The 20,120-nt window shown below is 40.9% G+C and carries 23 protein-coding genes and 2 rRNA genes (1 of these 25 cut by a window edge); 24 read left to right on the top strand and 1 reads right to left on the bottom strand.

Annotation, left to right across the window (positions count from 1 at the left end; all coding sequences use genetic code 11):
- The 13 genes from AC0VX1_RS00155 to rsmI all read left to right on the top strand — a co-directional run.
- A 23S ribosomal RNA gene (locus AC0VX1_RS00155) occupies positions 1-372 on the top strand (it extends 2,561 nt beyond the left edge of the window).
- A gap of 64 nt (positions 373-436) precedes the next feature.
- Positions 437-552, top strand: a 5S ribosomal RNA gene (rrf, locus tag AC0VX1_RS00160).
- Between the two features lie 211 nt (positions 553-763).
- Complete coding sequence (locus tag AC0VX1_RS00165) at positions 764-982, top strand: sigma factor G inhibitor Gin (RefSeq protein WP_082609258.1); 219 nt, start codon at positions 764-766, stop codon at positions 980-982.
- A 239-nt stretch (positions 983-1,221) separates the two neighbouring features.
- Positions 1,222-2,676 (top strand): aminotransferase class I/II-fold pyridoxal phosphate-dependent enzyme, encoded by a 1,455-nt coding sequence (locus AC0VX1_RS00170; protein ID WP_475469599.1) that lies wholly within the window; start codon positions 1,222-1,224, stop codon positions 2,674-2,676.
- A gap of 39 nt (positions 2,677-2,715) precedes the next feature.
- On the top strand, positions 2,716-3,357 hold the full coding sequence (gene tmk, locus AC0VX1_RS00175; RefSeq protein ID WP_034316371.1) for a dTMP kinase: 642 nt from the start codon (positions 2,716-2,718) through the stop codon (positions 3,355-3,357).
- Positions 3,358-3,442: 85 nt separating this feature from the next.
- A complete protein-coding gene (locus tag AC0VX1_RS00180) occupies positions 3,443-3,772 on the top strand; it encodes a cyclic-di-AMP receptor (RefSeq protein ID WP_034316369.1) in 330 nt (109 codons plus the stop codon).
- A gap of 24 nt (positions 3,773-3,796) precedes the next feature.
- A complete protein-coding gene (locus AC0VX1_RS00185; protein WP_057276486.1) occupies positions 3,797-4,237 on the top strand; it encodes a YaaR family protein in 441 nt (146 codons plus the stop codon).
- A gap of 8 nt (positions 4,238-4,245) precedes the next feature.
- Complete coding sequence (holB, locus tag AC0VX1_RS00190) at positions 4,246-5,250, top strand: DNA polymerase III subunit delta' (protein WP_413011207.1); 1,005 nt, start codon at positions 4,246-4,248, stop codon at positions 5,248-5,250.
- A 1-nt stretch (position 5,251) separates the two neighbouring features.
- A complete protein-coding gene (locus AC0VX1_RS00195) occupies positions 5,252-6,082 on the top strand; it encodes a PSP1 domain-containing protein (RefSeq protein ID WP_048689969.1) in 831 nt (276 codons plus the stop codon).
- Positions 6,083-6,096: 14 nt separating this feature from the next.
- Positions 6,097-6,471 (top strand): DNA replication initiation control protein YabA, encoded by a 375-nt coding sequence (gene yabA, locus AC0VX1_RS00200; protein ID WP_034316364.1) that lies wholly within the window; start codon positions 6,097-6,099, stop codon positions 6,469-6,471.
- A 177-nt stretch (positions 6,472-6,648) separates the two neighbouring features.
- Complete coding sequence (locus AC0VX1_RS00205; protein ID WP_034316362.1) at positions 6,649-7,392, top strand: tRNA1(Val) (adenine(37)-N6)-methyltransferase; 744 nt, start codon at positions 6,649-6,651, stop codon at positions 7,390-7,392.
- Positions 7,379-7,639 carry a GIY-YIG nuclease family protein gene (locus AC0VX1_RS00210; RefSeq protein WP_413011209.1) on the top strand — a complete coding sequence of 87 codons (261 nt, stop codon included), beginning with the start codon at positions 7,379-7,381 and terminating at the stop codon, positions 7,637-7,639. Before AC0VX1_RS00205 ends, AC0VX1_RS00210 begins: the two co-directional genes overlap by 14 nt.
- Before the next feature lies 1 nt (position 7,640).
- Positions 7,641-8,522 carry a 16S rRNA (cytidine(1402)-2'-O)-methyltransferase gene (gene rsmI / locus AC0VX1_RS00215; RefSeq protein WP_413011211.1) on the top strand — a complete coding sequence of 294 codons (882 nt, stop codon included), beginning with the start codon at positions 7,641-7,643 and terminating at the stop codon, positions 8,520-8,522.
- Positions 8,523-8,568: 46 nt separating this feature from the next.
- Here rsmI and AC0VX1_RS00220 read toward each other — a convergent pair whose 3' ends face one another.
- Entirely contained in the window at positions 8,569-8,853 is a 285-nt protein-coding gene (locus AC0VX1_RS00220) for an AbrB/MazE/SpoVT family DNA-binding domain-containing protein (protein WP_034316356.1), read from the bottom strand.
- Positions 8,854-9,471: 618 nt separating this feature from the next.
- Here AC0VX1_RS00220 and metG point away from each other — a divergent pair.
- The 11 genes from metG (at position 9,472) to AC0VX1_RS00275 (ending at position 19,964) form a co-directional block, all read left to right on the top strand.
- Positions 9,472-11,433, top strand: coding sequence for a methionine--tRNA ligase (metG, locus tag AC0VX1_RS00225; RefSeq protein ID WP_413011213.1), 1,962 nt, complete (start codon positions 9,472-9,474; stop codon positions 11,431-11,433).
- 209 nt (positions 11,434-11,642) lie between these two features.
- On the top strand, positions 11,643-12,410 hold the full coding sequence (locus tag AC0VX1_RS00230) for a TatD family hydrolase (protein WP_034316352.1): 768 nt from the start codon (positions 11,643-11,645) through the stop codon (positions 12,408-12,410).
- Positions 12,411-12,688: 278 nt separating this feature from the next.
- On the top strand, positions 12,689-13,843 hold the full coding sequence (locus AC0VX1_RS00235) for a ubiquitin-like domain-containing protein (RefSeq protein WP_475469600.1): 1,155 nt from the start codon (positions 12,689-12,691) through the stop codon (positions 13,841-13,843).
- Positions 13,844-14,088: 245 nt separating this feature from the next.
- Positions 14,089-14,652 (top strand): ribonuclease M5, encoded by a 564-nt coding sequence (gene rnmV, locus AC0VX1_RS00240; protein ID WP_034316348.1) that lies wholly within the window; start codon positions 14,089-14,091, stop codon positions 14,650-14,652.
- On the top strand, positions 14,645-15,523 hold the full coding sequence (gene rsmA, locus AC0VX1_RS00245) for a 16S rRNA (adenine(1518)-N(6)/adenine(1519)-N(6))-dimethyltransferase RsmA (RefSeq protein ID WP_034316346.1): 879 nt from the start codon (positions 14,645-14,647) through the stop codon (positions 15,521-15,523). The genes rnmV and rsmA overlap by 8 nt, the downstream gene beginning before the upstream one ends.
- Before the next feature lie 201 nt (positions 15,524-15,724).
- Positions 15,725-16,603, top strand: a complete 879-nt coding sequence (gene yabG, locus AC0VX1_RS00250; protein WP_475469601.1) for a sporulation peptidase YabG — start codon at positions 15,725-15,727, stop codon at positions 16,601-16,603.
- 314 nt (positions 16,604-16,917) lie between these two features.
- Positions 16,918-17,169 (top strand): biofilm formation stimulator Veg, encoded by a 252-nt coding sequence (veg, locus tag AC0VX1_RS00255; RefSeq protein ID WP_034316343.1) that lies wholly within the window; start codon positions 16,918-16,920, stop codon positions 17,167-17,169.
- Between the two features lie 151 nt (positions 17,170-17,320).
- Positions 17,321-17,497, top strand: coding sequence for a small, acid-soluble spore protein, alpha/beta type (locus tag AC0VX1_RS00260; RefSeq protein WP_034316340.1), 177 nt, complete (start codon positions 17,321-17,323; stop codon positions 17,495-17,497).
- 323 nt (positions 17,498-17,820) lie between these two features.
- Positions 17,821-18,690 (top strand): 4-(cytidine 5'-diphospho)-2-C-methyl-D-erythritol kinase, encoded by an 870-nt coding sequence (ispE, locus tag AC0VX1_RS00265; protein WP_413023894.1) that lies wholly within the window; start codon positions 17,821-17,823, stop codon positions 18,688-18,690.
- A 61-nt stretch (positions 18,691-18,751) separates the two neighbouring features.
- On the top strand, positions 18,752-19,576 hold the full coding sequence (gene purR / locus AC0VX1_RS00270) for a pur operon repressor (RefSeq protein ID WP_057276492.1): 825 nt from the start codon (positions 18,752-18,754) through the stop codon (positions 19,574-19,576).
- Between the two features lie 13 nt (positions 19,577-19,589).
- Positions 19,590-19,964 carry a RidA family protein gene (locus tag AC0VX1_RS00275; RefSeq protein WP_034316334.1) on the top strand — a complete coding sequence of 125 codons (375 nt, stop codon included), beginning with the start codon at positions 19,590-19,592 and terminating at the stop codon, positions 19,962-19,964.
- The last annotated feature ends 156 nt before the right edge of the window (positions 19,965-20,120 follow it).

Raw genomic sequence — 20,120 nt, forward strand, 5'->3', positions numbered from 1 at the left:
TGTAGTCGGTCCCAAGGGTTGGGCTGTTCGCCCATTAAAGCGGTACGCGAGCTGGGTTCAGAACGTCGTGAGACAGTTCGGTCCCTATCCGTCGCGGGCGCAGGAAATTTGAGAGGAGCTGTCCTTAGTACGAGAGGACCGGGATGGACGCACCGCTGGTGTACCAGTTGTCTTGCCAAAGGCATAGCTGGGTAGCTACGTGCGGACGGGATAAGTGCTGAAAGCATCTAAGCATGAAGCCCCCCTCAAGATGAGATTTCCCATGGCGCAAGCTAGTAAGATCCCTGAAAGATGATCAGGTTGATAGGTCAGAGGTGGAAGCATGGTGACATGTGGAGCTGACTGATACTAATAGATCGAGGACTTAACCAACGCTTTTTAAAAAATGAAATACCTTCTTATTATCTAGTTTTGAAGGAACAACGTTCCTTTTATGTTTGGTGGCGATAGCGAAGAGGTCACACCCGTTCCCATTCCGAACACGGCAGTTAAGCTCTTCAGCGCCGATGGTAGTTGGGGGTTTCCCCCTGTGAGAGTAGGACGCCGCCAAGCCATTTAAAAAGATCAGCCATCCGGCTGGTCTTTTTTTTGCTTAATGCAAAGAAAAATCATTGGATATAAAGGGATTATCAATTATGGAAACTTTTATGAAGACATACACGTATTGAAATTCTTCATCATACATTGTTAAAAGCATCCCCGGGTTCTCTTAAACTATTTAAATCAATGTATGCGAACAATGGTTTTTGGGGAGAATGCAGGTATGGAGGTGGAGATGTTGGGGACAACAACAACCAAAACAACGGCAGGGGAAACGTGCGCGGTTTGTGAACAAGTAAAAGGGATGGGTATACATCTATATACGACTTTTATTTGTGAGGAATGCGAAAGGGATATGATCGGGACGGATACGAACGATCCCAAGTACCAATATTACTTAAAGAAATTAAGAAAAGTCACTAATCCTGAAATATTATCATGAAAAAATAGTTTGTGGAAAGTTAAAGAATCAGAGATAAAAGAAATGTGTGTTTCTTTAGTCTCTGATTCTTTTTTTGGTACTTTAGAAGAATGCTTGGCAACATGCTCCCATGTTTCTGTAAGTTCCCTCCAAACAGACTGTTCAGAGATGCATAATTACCTTTCTGTCGACGCAATATGAGATAAAATTATACTTATTTGATAAAATGAAAAAATACTATGATATGAGGGAAGAGAAAAATGAATCAATCACAGACACCATTGTTCGATGCAATGAGTGCTTTTCATAAAAAAAGCTCCATATCCCTGCATGTCCCAGGGCATAAAAATGGACGGGTGTTTAATAAAAAGGGCCAAGCCTTATACAACCCCCTGCTTGGTATTGATGCCACGGAAATAAGCGGCTTAGATGACCTGCATGCTCCAGAGGGGGCCATTCTAAAGTCCGAGCAACTACTCGCTGATCTATATGGGGTAAAGCGGAGTTATTTTCTCGTTAATGGGTCCACAGTAGGCAACATTGCCATGATTCTTGCTGCTTGCCGGGAAGGTGATAAAGTCCTTGTCCAAAGAAACTGCCATAAATCAATTTTACATGGATTGATGTTAGCGAATGTACAACCCATTTTTTTGCAACCGGATTATTATGAGAAATGGGGCATTGCCGGCGGTGTGGGATCAAATTTAATTGAAGAAGCCTTGAGTGTACATCCAGATGCAAAAGCCATCATTATTACCTATCCTAATTATTATGGAATTGGTGAAGACTTGACGGAAATGGTAAGACTCGCACATCAAAGGGGGATCCCAGTGCTGGTGGACGAGGCACATGGCGCTCATTTTCAGTTAGGAAGTCCGTTTCCCAAGTCGGCTATTTTGGCAGGGGCAGACGCCGTTGTCCATTCAGCGCATAAAACACTGCCGGCCATGACGATGGGGTCATTTCTTCATGTGAATTCATCCTTAATTGATGTTGACCAAGCATCATTCTATTTACAAATGCTTCAGTCCAGCAGTCCATCTTACCCAATTATGGGTTCGCTCGACTTGGCCAGGGCCTATTTAGCCGCTTATACATCAGAAGATAAAAAATTCCTTATTGAAAAGATATCGGACTTCAGAGGAAAACTGGGTGCCCTGCAGACAGTAAGGGTGTTGGAGACGCCGCCAGGCACCTTGGCAGACCCGCTAAAAGTAGTCATTCAATCAACAAATGGTTTAAGTGGATTTGAGTTACAGCAGCTATGTGAAGCCAAAGGCATTTTTACGGAGTTGGCTGATCCTGATAATTTATTAATGATTTTACCCTTATTAAAAAGGGGTACCGATTTTCCTTTTCATGAAATCATACAAACTATAAAAAGTGCCACTCAAGACAGAATTGGAAACAAGGAAGCAGTTCTTCGGGTCCTCTGGCCTGATGGAAGGTCAATGGCAGGGCTTGAAATGCCCTACTCCGTCATGAAGCATCGCAAAGCAAGACCTGTCGCATTACGGAAAGCAGTCGGAGAGGTATCCGCCGAGATGGTCATTCCTTATCCGCCGGGCATCCCTTTAATTATGTCCGGGGAAATGATTACTCCTGAACATATATCCAATTTGCGAAGACTGCTGGAAATGGGATCAAGGTTTCATGGTGGTTCCTCCCTTTCAAATGGAGAATTAATCGTTTATGAAAGCGGGCAGACGGGTTAAAATGATATACTACATACAAAGAACCTTGGAGGTACATCGATGAAACGTGGTATTTTTATAACAATGGAAGGGCCAGAGGGTGCCGGGAAAACAACCATTACCCAAATGCTTGGCAAGGCTCTGCAGCAAGAAGGCTATCAAGTTCTATTAACCCGTGAGCCAGGGGGAGTTCCCATTTCGGAGCAAATTAGGGAAGTGATCCTTAATAAAGATAATACAGCCATGGACTCGAGGACAGAGGCTTTATTATACGCAGCAGCAAGGCGTCAGCATTTAGTGGAAGTGGTCATGCCTGAGCTGGAACGAGGGGGAATTGTCCTCTGTGACCGGTTTATAGATAGCTCGTTAGCCTATCAGGGTCATGCAAGAGGTTTGGATATAGAAGAAGTTTACAATATCAATAAATTTGCAATTGGAGATATGATGCCAGATGCCACGCTCTTTTTTGATATCGACCCAGAAGAGGGATTGAGACGCATCCAGTCCAATGGGGAACGGGAAGTGAACCGGCTGGATCTTGAAGCCCTCGATTTTCATAAAAAAGTTTGTGAAGGGTATCAGTTCATTATAAATAGATGGAAAGAACGTTTCATTATCGTGGATGCAGGCCGGTCAATAGATGAAGTCTTTGAGGAAACGAAAGCCGGCCTATTGGATTTTTTAGCGAAGGCGGGAAACTGATTATATAGGTTTCCATATTATTCAACCAATACTATTTGATATAATGTAGTTAGTAAAAATTCAGAGTAACCGGAGGATGATGAGAATGAAAATGATCATTGCTGTCGTTCAAGACAAGGATAGTCATCGCCTGCTGAATCAATTAGTGGAAAATAATTTCGGAACGACCAAGCTAGCCAGCACTGGCGGGTTTTTAAAATCAGGTAATACGACTTTTATGATTGGAACAGAGGACGAACGGGTTGACCAAGCCATCCAGATAATCAAACAGAATTGTCAGTCACGATCCCAATTAGTTTCACCGGTTTCACCGATGGGCGGGAATGCCGAGTCATATGTACCTTACCCAGTGGAGATTCAAGTGGGCGGTGCGACCATTTTTGTTCTGCCGGTTGAAAACTTTTTACAATTTTAACGGTTAGTTTCAGGGAGGTTCATTATGAAAATCAACCATGATATCCCTATTAAGCCGGATAAATCGCGTCAGGATGCCAAACAATTTCAAACCGGAAATGGAAGGTTTCAACAAATGGTCCAGACACAGGATCAAAAGATGCAAATCCAAACATTAAACCGTTTGATAGGTGATATTGAAGGGGCGGGTCAGCGTTTAGTAAGGTCACGTACTTTTAGGGAACTGGCAAAATATAAAGCATTGGTGAAACGATTTGTTAAAGAAGCGGTTGAATATGGACTGGAACTGAAGCAATCAACGAGCTGGAATGAATATGGACAGAGCCGGCCATTGAAAACCGTGGAAACGATAGATGCAAAATTAGTTGAGTTAAGCGAGGAAATTCTTAATAAAGAGAAAAGTTCGCTTGAAATATTGGAAATGATTGGTGAGATTAAAGGTCTTCTGATTAATTTATATACCTAAGTGAGTTGATGGTTTTGGAGAAAACATGGCAGGACATGAGTGAAATTCAGCCACAGGTAATGACGATGCTGCAAAATAGCATAACGAAGAACAGGGTGGCTCATGCGTATTTATTTGAAGGAGAAAAAGGGACAGGCAAGCAAGAGATAAGCTATGCCTTTGCCAAAAGCTTACTATGTGAAGCCCCGACAGCAGGTTATGAGCCATGCGAACTTTGTCGGAATTGCAAACGGATTTCAAGTGGGAATCATCCAGATGTCCATTTGATAGAAAAAGACGGTCTCTCAATAAAGAAAGAGCAAATCAAGGGGCTTCAGGAAGAATTTTCAAAAAAGAGCGTAGAGGCAGATCGGAAGGTTTATATGATTGCCGATGCTGACAAAATGTCGGTGGGGGCAGCCAACAGTCTATTGAAATTTTTAGAAGAACCTTCGGCTGATACTGTAGCAATATTGATGACCGAACAGCTTCAGAGGATTCTGCCGACTATTTTATCAAGGTGCCAAGTGATTTCGTTCAAGCCATTATCTCCGGAGAATGTGAAACGGAAGCTGATAGAACAGGAGTTAGAACCACAGCTGGCCTCAGTTATTGCCCACATCACACAGAATGTGGAAGCTGGAATCGAGCTTAGCCATGATGAATGGTTTGTACAAGCTCAAAAAATAGTGGTAAAATTATATGAAGTGTTAAAACTTAATTCCTTGAAGGCAATGCTGTACCTTCAGACGGATTGGTTCACACACTTTAAAGAAAGAGAACAGGTTGACAGAGGTCTTGATTTGTTACTTCTTATATATAAGGATTTATTATACATTCAGTTGGACAAAAAGGACTTCGTTGTGTTCCAAAATAAACTGAAGGAATTTGAAACTCACGCTCTTCATCTTTCCCCAAGACGCCTTGCTGAACATATGGGTTGCATTTTGGAAGCAAAAAGGAAGCTGATGTCCAACACGAATCCACAGCTGTTGATGGAACAGCTTGTGCTGAATTTGCAGGAGGGATCATGATTTGTATGATGTTGTAGGTGTCCGTTTTAAAAAGGCGGGCAAAATATACTACTTCGATCCGGGTGAATTCGCAATTCCTAAGGACGATTTTGTAATAGTGGAGACTGTCCGCGGTGTTGAATTCGGTAAAGTCGTTACAGCCCGTAAACAAGTAGATGAAAACGATGTTGTCCTGCCATTGAAAAAAGTACTTCGGGTCGCTGATGCAAAAGATAAGCTGATTGTAGACGAGAATAAGGCGGCTGCAGAAGAGGCTTACACTATATGTTGTCAAAAGGTTGTGGAACATAAGCTGGATATGAAGCTGGTTGATGTGTCATATACTTTCGACAGAAATAAAGTCGTATTTTATTTTACAGCGGATGGTCGCGTGGATTTCCGTGATTTAGTCAAAGATTTAGCTGCCATATTCAGAACTCGCATAGAACTGCGCCAAATCGGGGTAAGGGATGAGGCAAAGATGCTTGGTGGCATCGGACCTTGTGGCAGAATGCTTTGTTGCTCCACATTTCTTGGAGATTTTGAACCGGTTTCCATCAAAATGGCGAAGGATCAGAATTTATCATTAAACCCTACAAAAATCTCAGGTTTATGCGGTCGATTGATGTGCTGTCTGAAATATGAAAATGATGAGTATGAAAGTGCGAAGGAAATGCTTCCTGATTTAGGTGAAATGATTAATACGCCTGGTGGCAAAGGCAAGGTAGTGGGGCTTAATATTCTAGAACGCGTACTTCAGATTGAACTAATCGGGCAAGAAAGAGTATTAGAGTATACTCTAGATGAGATTCTAAAAGAGGGAGCCGTTTCTATTCAAGCCACAGATTATTAAGGTGGTGGGAGAGCGTGGATAAGAAAAATATTTTTGATTCGGTGACCAATATGGAAACCCAGATAGGCCAATTATATAAGCAGCTTGGTGAATTGAAGCAGAACTTAGCTGAAATCCTTGAGGAAAATCAGTCGGTCAAGCTGGAAAACGAGCATTTGCGCCATCGGTTGGGCCTTGTGGAAGTCGAAAGTGCGCCTGCTGCAGTTAAGGTCAAACAAAAAGTGAAAAACCGTACTCCAAGTGCGGAAAAGGTTATGGATATCGGGGAAGGCTATGATAACTTAGCCCGTATCTATCAAGAAGGCTTTCATATTTGCAATCTGCATTTTGGCAGTTTACGAAAAGAAGGGGATTGCCTGTTCTGTTTATCTTTTTTAAACAAGAAGTGATAATGGATAATATAAAAGATGTTCCATCTCTTTTACGTGATAGATAGACCGTTTACAATATATAGTGATTCGGGGTCTGACGCATACTATGAGTCAGGCCCCTTTTTGTACGACAGTAACTTAGAAGCATGGTCCCTAAACATGCTTTTTCCATACATGATTAGGAGGGTAACAGCAATGGTAGAACTTAATGGAGATGAGCGCCTGGATTATCTTTTGGCTGAGAATTTAAGGATCATCCAGAGCCCATCGGTGTTCTCTTTTTCATTAGATGCCGTTTTATTATCAAGGTTCGTGAATGTACCGATTCAAAAAGGGAAAATCGTCGATCTTTGCTCAGGCAATGGGGTCATACCTTTGCTGCTGAGTACAAGAACAAAAGGGACAATTACCGGTGTTGAAATTCAAGAGCGGTTATATGACATGGCCCAGAGGAGCATGGACTATAATGGCGTGACCTCCCAAATCGAGATGATTCATGGAGATATAAAAGAAATTCCAAAGCAGATAGGGTATAGCAAATATGATGTCGTTACTTGCAATCCACCCTATTTCCCGACGCCATCCATCGAGGAAATTAACAAAAATGAGCACTTTGCAATTGCCCGACATGAAATCATGTGTAATCTTGAGGATGTCATGCGGGTTTCAAGCCAATTGCTGCGTCAAGGTGGGAAAGCCGCATTCGTTCATAGACCGGGCCGTCTTATGGATATCCTGCATTTCATGAGGATGTACAGAATTGAACCGAAGCGACTGCAATTCGTTTATCCTAAGAGTTCAAAAGAAGCGAATACGATACTTATAGAAGGGATAAAGGACGGCAACCCTGATTTGAAGATTCTTCCCCCGCTTGTTGTATATAATGATCAAAATGAGTATAATCCCGAAATCAGAAGGATTCTATATGGAGAGGAATAAGCATTATTTTTATGTTTTAAAGTGCAGGGACGGCAGTTATTATGCTGGGTATACCAATGATTTGAACCGCAGGATTGATGTTCATAATCAAGGCAGGGGCGCTAAGTATACACGAGGCCGGACACCGGTTGAACTGATTTATCATGAAATATTCGAAACACGGACATTGGCCATGCAAGCTGAATATAAATTTAAGCAATTAACAAGAAAACAAAAGGAAAAGTGGATGGCAAAGGAGGATACATGATATGTGGCAGCAAAAGAGTTTTGAAAAAGAAGGATTGGAGCCGGCTCTATATCTGGTTCCTACACCGATAGGAAACCTTGAGGATATGAGTTTCCGGGCTTTAAGAATCTTAAAGGAAGCGGATGTCATTGCTGCTGAGGACACGCGAAATACGAAGAAATTATGCAACTACTTTGAAATTTCGACACCTGTCGTCAGCTACCATGAACATAATAAGGAATATAGCGGGAAGCAAATGCTTGAGAGGCTTCGATCTGGAGAGGTCATCGCATTAGTAAGTGATGCTGGCTTGCCTACGATATCCGACCCGGGATATGAACTCGTCAAAGATGCCATTGCCGAGCAGTTTAAAGTCATTCCGTTGCCGGGGGCAAATGCTGCATTAACTGCATTGATCGCATCTGGACTGGTTCCCCAGCCTTTTTACTTCTATGGATTTTTACAAAGGGGAGCAAAAGAAAAAAAGCAGGAACTGGAAAAATTAAAAAAATTGGAATCAACTTGGATCGTTTATGAATCGCCACATCGATTGAAAGAAACATTGAAACATATGCATGAAATTTTAGGTGACCGTCGTATAGTATTATGCCGGGAGTTAACCAAGAAATTTGAAGAGTTCATTCGAGGGACTGTGAGTGAGGCCTTGACATGGGCGGTGGAGTCCGAAATTCGCGGTGAGTTCTGTCTAATAATAGAAGGCGGGCAATGGTCGGAGGATGAATCGGAAGAAGCTTGGTGGATGGCCCTAGATATCGTCGGTCATGTTAATCATTATATAGAATCCAAGCAGTTCACTTCAAAGGACGCAATCAAGCAGGTCGCAAAAGATCGCAATATGCAAAAACGCGATGTATATCAAGCGTTTCACATTGATATACAATAATAATAAGCATAAAAAAACTTCCGAAGAACGGAAGTTTTTTTATCATTTATTTAGAAGCAGTGAAGCTTTGTTGAATTTCTTGAATAAGTAATTCTGCACCTTCACGACTAAGAATCAATTTACCATTAGCAAGTGTAAGGTTGTTATCGGAAACTTCACCTGTAACTTGGCAAGTCATGTTTGGTTTGTATTTTTTCAAGATGATGCGCTCATCATCCACATAGATTTCAAGAGCGTCCTTCTCAGCGATACCCAATGTACGACGAAGTTCGATTGGAATAACCACCCGGCCTAACTCATCAACTTTACGAACAATACCTGTAGATTTCATTTAAAAAATTCTCCTCTCAGTTACAATCTAGTACCCTATTTCTATTTTTTTCGCCATTATTCGACAAATTTTTTTATAAATTTATAATACCAGCCATTCCCAAATTCGTCAATGATTTATTTTCATTTTTTTGTAAGAAATAGCAGGGGCCATTTCGTGTGACAAAATGGCTTTTAAAGAGAAAAAACCGGTTATGCCTTTAAAGTAAAGAAATGCAGGATACAAAGAACTGCTCCCTTCACCACATTTCGACAAAGTATGCATATGAAAAACATACTTCCCTATTATATGATTAAATATATTTTAGTTTCAAAACAAAAGTTCTGAATTAAGGATAATTTTCTGAAAAAGTTTGCGAATATGTGAGTTGTTGCACAAAAAAAGAAATTTAGGTATATTTTGTTAAGGTAAGAGGTAATGCTGACAGAAGGGAAGTATCCTTATTTTTAAGTTGAGTCTACTTATTATTTTTTTATTCTATTAACATGATGATTAGATTAGTGATTATTGTCGCACAGAATTGTATATAGCGTTAAAATAGAGATAATAGCTTAAATATATTCTTATGGCTTGGGCCAGTCCCATAGCCGGTTTTTCAAATGATGAGGAGGGAACGAAGTGCAAGATAAATTAAAAACATTCTATATCACGACACCCATATATTATCCGAGTGGCAATTTACATATAGGGCACGCGTATACGACAGTGGCAGGGGATGCCATGGCTCGTTATAAAAGGATGCGTGGGTTCGATGTCATGTATTTAACAGGAACTGATGAACATGGTCAAAAAATCCAGCGTAAAGCGGCTGAGGAAGGAATCACTCCACAGCAATATGTAGATAATATCGTTTCAGGGATCAAAGAACTCTGGGAAAAGCTTGATATTTCATATGATGATTTCATCAGGACGACGGAAGATCGCCATAAAGAGGTCGTAGCCAAGATTTTCAAAAGGTTATTGGACCAGGGTGATATATATTTAGACCAATATGAAGGATTATATTGTACACCTTGCGAATCTTTCTTCACGGAACGTCAAGTCGAAGAGAGCAATGGAAACTGTCCTGATTGCGGCAGGCCTGTTGAAAAGGTGAAAGAGGAATCTTATTTCTTTAAGATGAGTAAATATGCGGATCGGTTACTTAAGTTTTATGAGGAAAACCCGGATTTCATTCAGCCGGAATCCCGCAAAAACGAAATGATCAATAACTTCATCAAGCCTGGATTGGAAGATCTGGCCGTTTCACGTACTACTTTCGATTGGGGCATCAAGGTGCCGGGAGATCCAAAGCATGTCATTTATGTATGGATTGATGCTTTGACCAATTATATAACGGCATTAGGGTATGGAACGGACAATGACTCTAAATACTTGAATTATTGGCCGGCAGATGTACATCTGGTCGGAAAGGAAATCGTTCGTTTCCATACAATTTATTGGCCGATCATGTTAATGGCTCTTGACGTGCCGCTTCCAAAGAAAGTCTTCGCCCACGGATGGCTTCTCATGAAAGATGGTAAAATGTCCAAATCAAAAGGAAATGTAGTGGATCCCGTTACATTGATCGATCGTTACGGTTTGGATTCTTTACGCTACTATTTATTGCGTGAAGTACCATTTGGTTCCGATGGGGTATTTACACCGGAAGGGTTTGTGGAACGGATCAATTTTGACCTGGCCAATGATTTAGGGAATTTATTAAATCGAACAGTTGCAATGGTCAATAAATATTTTGATGGTGTGATTCCAAATTACGAAGGATCCAATGGCGAATTCGAAAAAACTTTGCTTGAAATGAACCAAGAAACGGTTGGCAAGTATGAGGAAGCAATGGAAAACATGGAATTTTCAGTTGCACTGACATCCATTTGGCAACTCGTGAGCAGAACAAATAAATTCATTGATGAGACCCAGCCATGGACTCTTGCTAAAGATGAATCAAAGAAACAAGACCTTGCCAGTGTCATGGTTCATTTGGCGGAATCATTACGCAGGACGGCAATCCTTTTGAAACCATTCTTGACGCAAACACCGGAAAAGATCTTTGCTCAGCTTAGCATCAAAGATGATGTGTTGAAATCCTGGGACAGTTTAGCAGAGTTCGGTCAAATTCCTGCTGAAACAAAAGTCTTGAAGGGAGACCCGATCTTCCCTCGTTTGGATATGGAAGAGGAAGTTTTATATATTAAAGAACAAATGCAGGGGAATGCCCCTAAGGCCGAGGAAAAAGTGGAAGAGACGATTCCCGAGGTTGATGAAATCACTATTGATGACTTTACAAAAGTGGAGCTGCGTGTTGCTGAGGTAATGGCAGTTGAGCCTGTAAAGAAGGCGGATAAGCTTCTTAAACTTCAGCTTGATTTGGGTTATGAGAAACGGCAAGTCGTATCAGGCATTGCACAGCACTATAAACCAGAAGATTTAGTAGGCAAAAAAGTGATATGTGTCACGAATTTGAAACCTGTTAAACTTCGTGGCGAGCTCTCTCAAGGAATGATTTTGGCGGGAAGCCAGGATGATGTGCTCTCAGTCGCTACAATAGATTCATCGATTCCAAATGGTTCAAAGGTGAAATAAACGGATGAAAACATAAAGGTGTTTCATATGAAACATTTTTATGTTTTTTTCTTTATGCTTTTGGAAAAAGTAACGTAATATAGGTTCAGTTTTTGGTTCTACATTTATTAATTGGGCATACTGCCTCTTTTGTAATCTGTTTGTTACCTAAATGTGAAACATAAAACTTTCATTTTTTTATAAAATAGTGCTAGAAAGGAAGAAAAATAATGTTATTTGACACACATGTACATGTTAATGCGGAACAATTCAACGAGGATCTCGAAGACGTAATAGAAAGAGCTAAGGAAGCAGGGGTCGATAATATGGTAGTCGTTGGTTTTGACCGGCCTACCATTATAAGGGCAATGGAATTAATAGAAACTTATGATTTCATGTATGCCGCAGTCGGATGGCATCCTGTGGATGCTATAGATATGACAGAAGACGACTTACAATGGATCGAGGAATTATCCAATCATCCAAAGGTTGTAGCCATTGGGGAGATGGGCCTGGATTATCATTGGGATAAATCTCCGAAAGATGTTCAAATGGAGGTGTTCAGGAAGCAGATTCGATTGGCCAAAAAGGTGGGGCTGCCCATTATCATCCATAATCGGGAAGCGACCGCGGATATCGTGAACATACTGAAGGAAGAAGAGGCATCAAGGGTTGGGGGCATCATGCATTGCTTTAGCGGAAGTGCAGAAACGGCTTTGGAGTGCATCAATATGAATTTTTATATTTCATTGGGAGGCCCTGTGACCTTCAAGAATGCAAAAAAACCTAAGGAAGTGGCAGCAGCAGTACCTTTAGACCGTTTACTGATTGAGACCGATTGTCCATACTTGGCTCCACATCCATATAGAGGGAAGCGTAATGAACCATCATATGTGAAACTTGTCGCTGAACAAATTGCAGAAATCAAACAACTTACAATAGAGGAAGTTTCCCAGGCAACAACGGAAAATGCCAAGAAATTATTCGGCATTAACTGACATTTTTTTTTACAATATCTCCCGGGGTTTGCTAGCTAAAATCGATTTTTTTAAGGTTTCAACAAATTTCACTCCAACTATAGGCTTATTATGTCGAGAAGTCGCCCTTTCCTTTTCAATATGGAATATGCATAATAGGTAGTAATTTCCTGAATGAGAAGTGAATGGGTTGACAGCTTGATAACTAAGTCTATATAATCACCGGGAGGAAGGAGGAGTTTTTCATTCTATTAAAAACTATGAAAAACCTTATTCCCAAACCTTTTGGGAAGAAGAGAATGGCAATGGCCATTTGCAGTGCTATTCTTGTTTCTACAGCATTGGGAATACTTATATATCAAGGAACAAAGGATACAGTAACAATCATGCTAGATGGAAAAAAAGAGGTAGTGCGTACACACGCGGCTACTGTAAATGATATGTTGGAAGATTTAGAGATTAAGGTTCAAGCCGCAGATTATGTCCACCCATCAAGAGCCACAAAGGTTGATGATGATTTGGCGGTGGTTTGGAAGCCTGCACAAAAAATCGTCATGGTACAGGATGGTAAGAAGAAGGAAGTCTGGTCCACCGCAGATACGGTAGATGAACTTTTAAAAGACCAAAATTTAAGTGTGAAGGAACAGGATAAGATCACCCCTTCAAAAAGTACGAAGCTGAAAGCGAATATGGAAGTTGCCATAGACAAAGCCTTTTCACTGAAATTAGTGGTGGGTGGAGACGAAAAGCAGGTATGGTCAACTTCGACTACTGTCGCTGACTTTTTAAAGCAACAAGGAGTAAAACTCAATGATTTGGATCGAGTTGAGCCAGAATTAACCGAAAAAGTTAAAGCTGAGAATACGGTAAACGTAGTTCGAATTGAAAAAGTCACCGATGTAGTGGAAGAACCAGTTGACTTTGCTGTCATAACTAAAAAAGATGACTCTTTATCAAAAGGGAAAGAGAAAATTGTAAAAGAAGGAAAAGATGGACTCGTTTCCAAGAAATATGAAGTTGTTAAAGAAAATGGCAAAGAGGTCAAAAGAGAATTACTTTCAGAAAAAGTAGTTAATAAAAAGCAGGATAAAGTTGTAACGGTCGGAACTCGAACGACGGTTGCGCAGGCATCACGGGGAGTAACTAACGTTAGTTCTTCAAGTGGAAAAGAAATATACGTATCTTCAACAGCTTATACTGCCAGTTGTAAGGGCTGTTCCGGAGTCACGTCTACAGGAGTAGATCTAAAGAGTAATCCTGGTGCGAAAATCATTGCTGTCGATCCAAGCGTAATTCCCATGGGGTCGAAAGTATATGTAGAGGGATATGGTTATGCTGTAGCAGCTGATAAAGGCGGAGCAATAAAGGGAAATAGGATTGACGTCTTCTTTTCTTCAAAAAATGATGCCTATCGCTGGGGTGTAAAGAGAGTAAAGATTCGCGTATTGGACTAATAAGGTTTCTCTCGCAGGAGATGAATTCGTCTCCTGTTTTTTGCGTTTTATTTTCCATTTGTTGAAAAACCCCATGTAAAACTGTTTTAATAAGATAGACGTCTCACCATTCCATAAGATTTCAATATATGCGTGTAAACTTTCATAAATGATCTTCTCTACCCAAAAAAGCTTTTTACGGGGGACCGGTTACGTTTATCCAAGAGCTAATCAAAGCGCTTGCGCTTTTCTGTATGGAGGAAACCATGAAAAAGATTAAAGAAATTATTATTGTAGAAGGAAAAGACGATACGGTGGCGATAAAAAGGGCTGTTAATGCTGATACAATAGAAACCAACGGATCAGCGGTGAATGAGTCCTGTATTGAACAGGTGAGGCTTGCACAAAAGACACGTGGAGCCATCATTTTCACTGACCCTGATTTTCCTGGTCAAAAAATCAGGAATATCATTTCAGAACAAGTAAAAGGGTGTAAACACGCCTTTTTAACGAAGAAGGAAGCCCTTCCTAAGTCAGGTAGAGGAATTGGTGTGGAACATGCTTCTCCTGAGGCAATTCGTAATGCTTTAAAGGATGCCCAAATAATGGATGAAGAGGCTTCAGAAGAGATTTCACAGCAGGATTTAATAGATGCAGGTTTAATCGGGGGATCCGGTGCCAAGGAACGAAGGGAAAAACTTGGATCTATATTAAAAATCGGGTTTACCAATGGTAAACAGTTATATAAGAGACTAAAAATGTTCCAAATATCAACTGAGGCTTTTGAAAAAGCGATGGTACAGATAATTCAGGAGGAAAAAAATGAATAAGGATATTGCAACCCCTGTCAGAACGAAAGAAATATTAAAGAAGTACGGATTCTCCTTTAAAAAAAGCTTAGGCCAAAACTTTTTAATCGATACGAATATCTTGAAACGTATTGTCGAACATGCCAATTTGACAGAGGAAAGCGGCGCCATCGAAATTGGGCCGGGAATCGGGGCATTGACGGAACAACTGGCGAAAAGCAGCAAAAAGGTTGCGGCCTTTGAGATTGATCAGCGTCTACTGCCCATTTTATCGGATACACTGTCTCCCTATAACAATGTAAACATCATTCACGGGGATGTTCTTAAGGCTGATGTCAAGAAGGTCATCGAGGATGAATTTGCTGGATTCTCGGACTTGATGGTTGTTGCAAACCTGCCATACTATGTCACGACACCGATCATTTTAAAGCTATTGTCCGAGGACTTGCCCATTAGAGGCATCGTGTGCATGCTGCAAAAAGAAGTGGCTGACCGAATTGCCGCAAAACCTGGGACAAAGGAATATGGTTCTTTATCCATTGCCATTCAATATTATACAGAAGCCGAAACAGTGATGATCGTACCAAAAACGGTATTCATGCCTCAGCCTAATGTTGATTCAGCTGTAATCCGCCTTACTAGGCGTGTGAAGCCAATCGTCGAGGTCCTGGATGAGGATTTCTTATTCACTGTGACCCGGGCGTGCTTTGCACAGCGTCGGAAAACGATTTTAAATAACTTGACCAGTCAGATGCCAGATGGTAAATCAAAAAAGGAACACATACTTGCCGCTCTCGAAGCCGCGGAAGTGGATCCTTCCAGACGGGGCGAAACATTGAGCATCAAAGAATTTGGCCGCTTAAGTGATGCGTTATTGCCGAACTTCAAATAAAGAAAATGTGAAAGATTCAAGTCGGAATGGGGTCACGCCCAGCTTCCGGCTTTTTTTGTTTTGAAATTGCTCCATCATGATGGAACATACCCGAAAATGTAACCAATCTCCACCTTTCACCATTCAAGATTGATTCGCATAACTTAAGAATGAAAATAAACTAGGGCGGGCTGAAAATAAGTCTTCTCATGGGGTGGGGCCATGAATATTCAAATAAACGATATTGTTGGTCGGGTTTCTTATAAATGCGACGTGTTGTTCCGGGTAATTGATATCCGTGATATTGACGGAAGGCGTGAAGCTATTCTTTATGGGGAAGATATCCGACTGATTGCAGATGCACCTTTTCAAGATTTAATGATTATTAATGATAATGAAAGAAATGATCGACAAAGGTCGAATGAGGTACTACAAGAACAATCTGACCGCTTATTAACGCAAGATCTAGAGCTGCAACAACAAAAAAACGGCTATCAATCCAGTAATGGCTATCGGTATAGCGGTGAATATTTCCAAATACCAGGGAGGGTGCTCCATGTTGATGGGGATGCATCTTACTTAAGGAAATGCATGGATCTATATCAGAAATTCGGTATTCCGGTCAATGGCATCTATTGCAATGAAAAGGAAATGCCCCAAAGGATCGGGGGGTTGCTGGATCATTATCGGCCGGACATTCTTGTTGTCACCGGTCATGATGCCTATTCAAAATCAAAAGGACCGATGTCCGATATTAATGCCTACCGTCACTCAAAGGATTTTGTACAGACAGTTAGAGAAGCGAGAAGGAGGGTTTCTCATTTAGACCAACTGATTATATTTGCCGGGGCTTGTCAGTTGCATTTTGAATCGCTGATCCAAGCGGGTGCAAATTTCGCAAGTTCTCCTTCCCGTGTTAATATACATGCTCTCGATCCGGTATATATCGTCGGAAAGATAAGCTTTACGTCTTTTTCCGATCATATTCATGTATGGGATGTCCTTCGGAATACATTAACGGGAGAGAAGGGGCTGGGGGGAATTGAGACAAAAGGGGTGTTACGGACCGGGTTGCCTTTCAAGCCATTTCAGGAAGAATGAACGAGCTGCATTTTGAAAGAATGCAGCTTGCTTTTGGTAGGGGGAGAATTCGGATATCCTCACGAAAAAATGGGTTATTTGTGGAGCGATGTTCGTAGGCAATGATTTAATTACGAAAATTCGGCTTAATAAATAATGGAATAGTTCGTTTACATAATTTTTCATTTCCCAGGATATAATAAAATTGTTCGCGATTTTGCCGAATTTCGGATAAAAATATATTGACTACATTTTTAAGTGCTGATATAATTTATTATTTTGTTTGCGTATATTTCTAAATTGTGATATACTTAACTTAGTGAGGTGGACCGAAAATGCCAAAAACTCTAGCTGATATTAAAACTGCACTTGATTCAAACCTGGGTAAAAGATTGCTCTTAAAAGCAAACGGTGGAAGAAGAAAGACTGTAGAACGATTTGGAACTTTGGCGGAAACTTATCCGGCTGTTTTTGTAATTGAGCTCGACCAAGATGAAAATGCGTTTGAAAGAGTATCTTACAGCTATGCGGATGTTTTAACGGAAACCGTAGAACTAACATTTTTAAACAAACAACAAGAGATGTAACTTAGACGAGGCAGCTAACAATTTTGTTTGCTGCTTTTTGTTTTGTATAAAATATCCTGTGAGTCCCAATAAAGGCTTAAAAAGGATGTAATGAAATAGAGTATGTTGCAAACACTAGGCATGTGACGGCATGTGAAAGGGGTTGCTTCGCTTGAGCAGGAAAAAAGGGATTATGTCAAATGATCTTAAAGAGGAATTGGCTAAGGAACTTGGATTTTACGATGTTGTCCAGAAAGAAGGCTGGGGAGGAATCCGGGCCAGGGATGCAGGAAACATGGTAAAACTTGCGATCGAAAAAGCACAACGTCAATTGGTGAACAAAGAGTAAGATAAAACACTTAATTGTATCATGCCGTCATGTTGATGGAAGCCGGACTCTTTATACAATGTATAGCTCTATTCATTTTTGCTTACATTGTAGTTAAGGAGTCTGGTTTTTTTATGTATCGGTGAATGCCATATGGATATGTAGCAAGTCTTTTGGGATGCAGGAAGTGGCTGCTCCCCAATGTGCCTACATGTGTCTATTCTCCTCTAAGGGCCAATCTTAGTTTCAATACATTGAAATTACGATGAAAAAACCTTTAGAATATAAACAAATATGATAGAATAGGACAAGAACTTTTAAGAACGTTAAAGTAGGTGGACATATTGAAGCTTATGGAAAAAGCCCCGGCTAAAATTAATTTGGCTTTGGATGTGCTTTTCAAACGGCCTGATGGGTATCATGAGGTGGAAATGATCATGACGACAGTCGACCTTGCCGATAGAATTGAACTAAAGGAAATAACGGGAAATCATATTCAAATTCTATCCCATAATCGATTTGTTCCGGATGATCATCGGAATTTGGCTTATCAAGCTGCATTTATTCTAAAGGAACGTTTTGGGATCAGTAAAGGTGTTTCCATAACTATAGAGAAAAATATACCTGTAGCCGCAGGACTTGCTGGTGGCAGCAGTGATGCCGCAGCAACCTTAAGAGGCTTAAATAGACTGTGGAAGCTTGGTCTTTCCATGGATGAACTTGCGGAAATCGGAGCTGAAATTGGCTCTGATGTTTCATTTTGTGTATATGGAGGTACGGCATTGGCCAGAGGGCGCGGGGAAAAAATCACGCATCTTCCTGCACCGCCAAAGTGCTGGGTCATCTTGGCAAAACCGACGATCGGCGTTTCGACTGCCGATATATACAAAAGGCTCCAAACTTCAAGAATGGAGCATCCGGATGTACCTGGAATGATTTCGGCTATTATGGAAAACAATTATCACGATGTATGTGAAGGGTTGGGGAATGTTCTTGAACAAGTGACATTGCAGTTATACCCGGAGGTTGCGAACATTAAAGATCAAATGAAGACATTTGGAGCAGATTCGGTCTTGATGAGCGGAAGCGGTCCGACCGTTTTTGGTTTGGTGGAACATGATTCGCGAATGCAGAGGATTTACAATGGTCTTCGCGGATTTTGTGATCAAGTCTATGCGGTCCGTTTGTTAGGTGATCGAAACAATCTTGAATAGAAACGTACATTAATGGTATAGTTGCTATATAATATTCGGAATTCACAAAGGGGGTGTCTCAATGAAATTTCGTCGCAGCGAGAGGCTAGTCGATATGACCAATTATTTATTAGAACATCCAGGGGAACTTGTTTCGCTGACTTATTTTGCGGAAAGATATAGTTCGGCAAAGTCCTCGATCAGTGAAGATTTGACAATCATCAAAGATACCTTTGAACAACGCGGTATAGGTTCTTTGACAACCGTTCCAGGTGCGGCCGGTGGAGTGAAATATATTGTCTCCATCAAGGAAGAAGAAGTCAATGCCTTCATTGACGGATTATGCGATACGATCGCTAGTCCCGAAAGGCTACTTCCTGGCGGTTATCTATATATGACAGACATCTTAGGACATCCGCAAACCGTGAATAAGGTTGGAAGGATAATCGCCTCAATGTATGCCAAGAAAAATGTCTCAGTCATCATGACAATGGCAACCAAAGGGATATCATTGGCATACGCCGTGGCAAATTATTTGAATGTTCCAGTTGTCATTGTAAGCAGGAATAATAAAGTAACGGAAGGTTCTACAGTGAGCATCAATTATGTTTCAGGCTCTTCAAAGAGGATCCAGACTATGGTACTCTCTAAGAGAAGCTTGGTTGAGGGTTCGAATGTATTGATTGTAGACGATTTCATGAAGGCTGGGGGTACCATTAACGGTATGGTCAGTCTATTGGATGAATTCAAGGCAACAGTTGCCGGAATTGCGGTGCTGGTCGAATCCGAACATACGGAGGAGTGCCTTGTCGAGGACTATGTTTCTTTAATCAAGTTGACACAGGTGGTCGAAAGAGACAAGGAAATCAAGGTCAGCCGTGGGAATTATTTTACGAAAAAGGAATAGGGGGAATCATTTCATGAAAACGATACATACGGATGAAGCACCGGCAGCGATCGGACCATATTCACAAGGCGTGATCGTGGATACGTTATTTTTCAGTTCGGGACAGATCCCGCTTACTGCTTCTGGTGAGATGGTGACAGGGGATGTCAAGGAACAAACACACCAGGTCTTTAAGAATCTCCAAGCTGTATTGAAAGAAGCCGGGGCTTCATTGGAAACTGTCATTAAGGCTACAGTATTCATTAAAAGTATGGACGATTTCGGTTCGATTAATGAAATATACGGAGAATACTTTTCTGCTCACAAACCTGCCCGCTCTTGTGTTGAGGTTGCTCGCCTTCCTAAAGATGCACTAGTGGAAATAGAAGTGGTAGCGCTCGTTAAATAAACGGGCGTTTTTTTTATTTTTCAGGGCATTCGTAATGGGTAATTATCCTGCAATATATGGGTGATTTTTAATATTTTTAAAAACTAGGCTGAATTTTCTAAAAAAATTACAGATAATAGAAGGAGTTCACGTTTTTTTGTTGAATATGTACTTTAA

This window comes from Peribacillus sp. QJM3NY_7 (genome assembly GCF_056173225.1).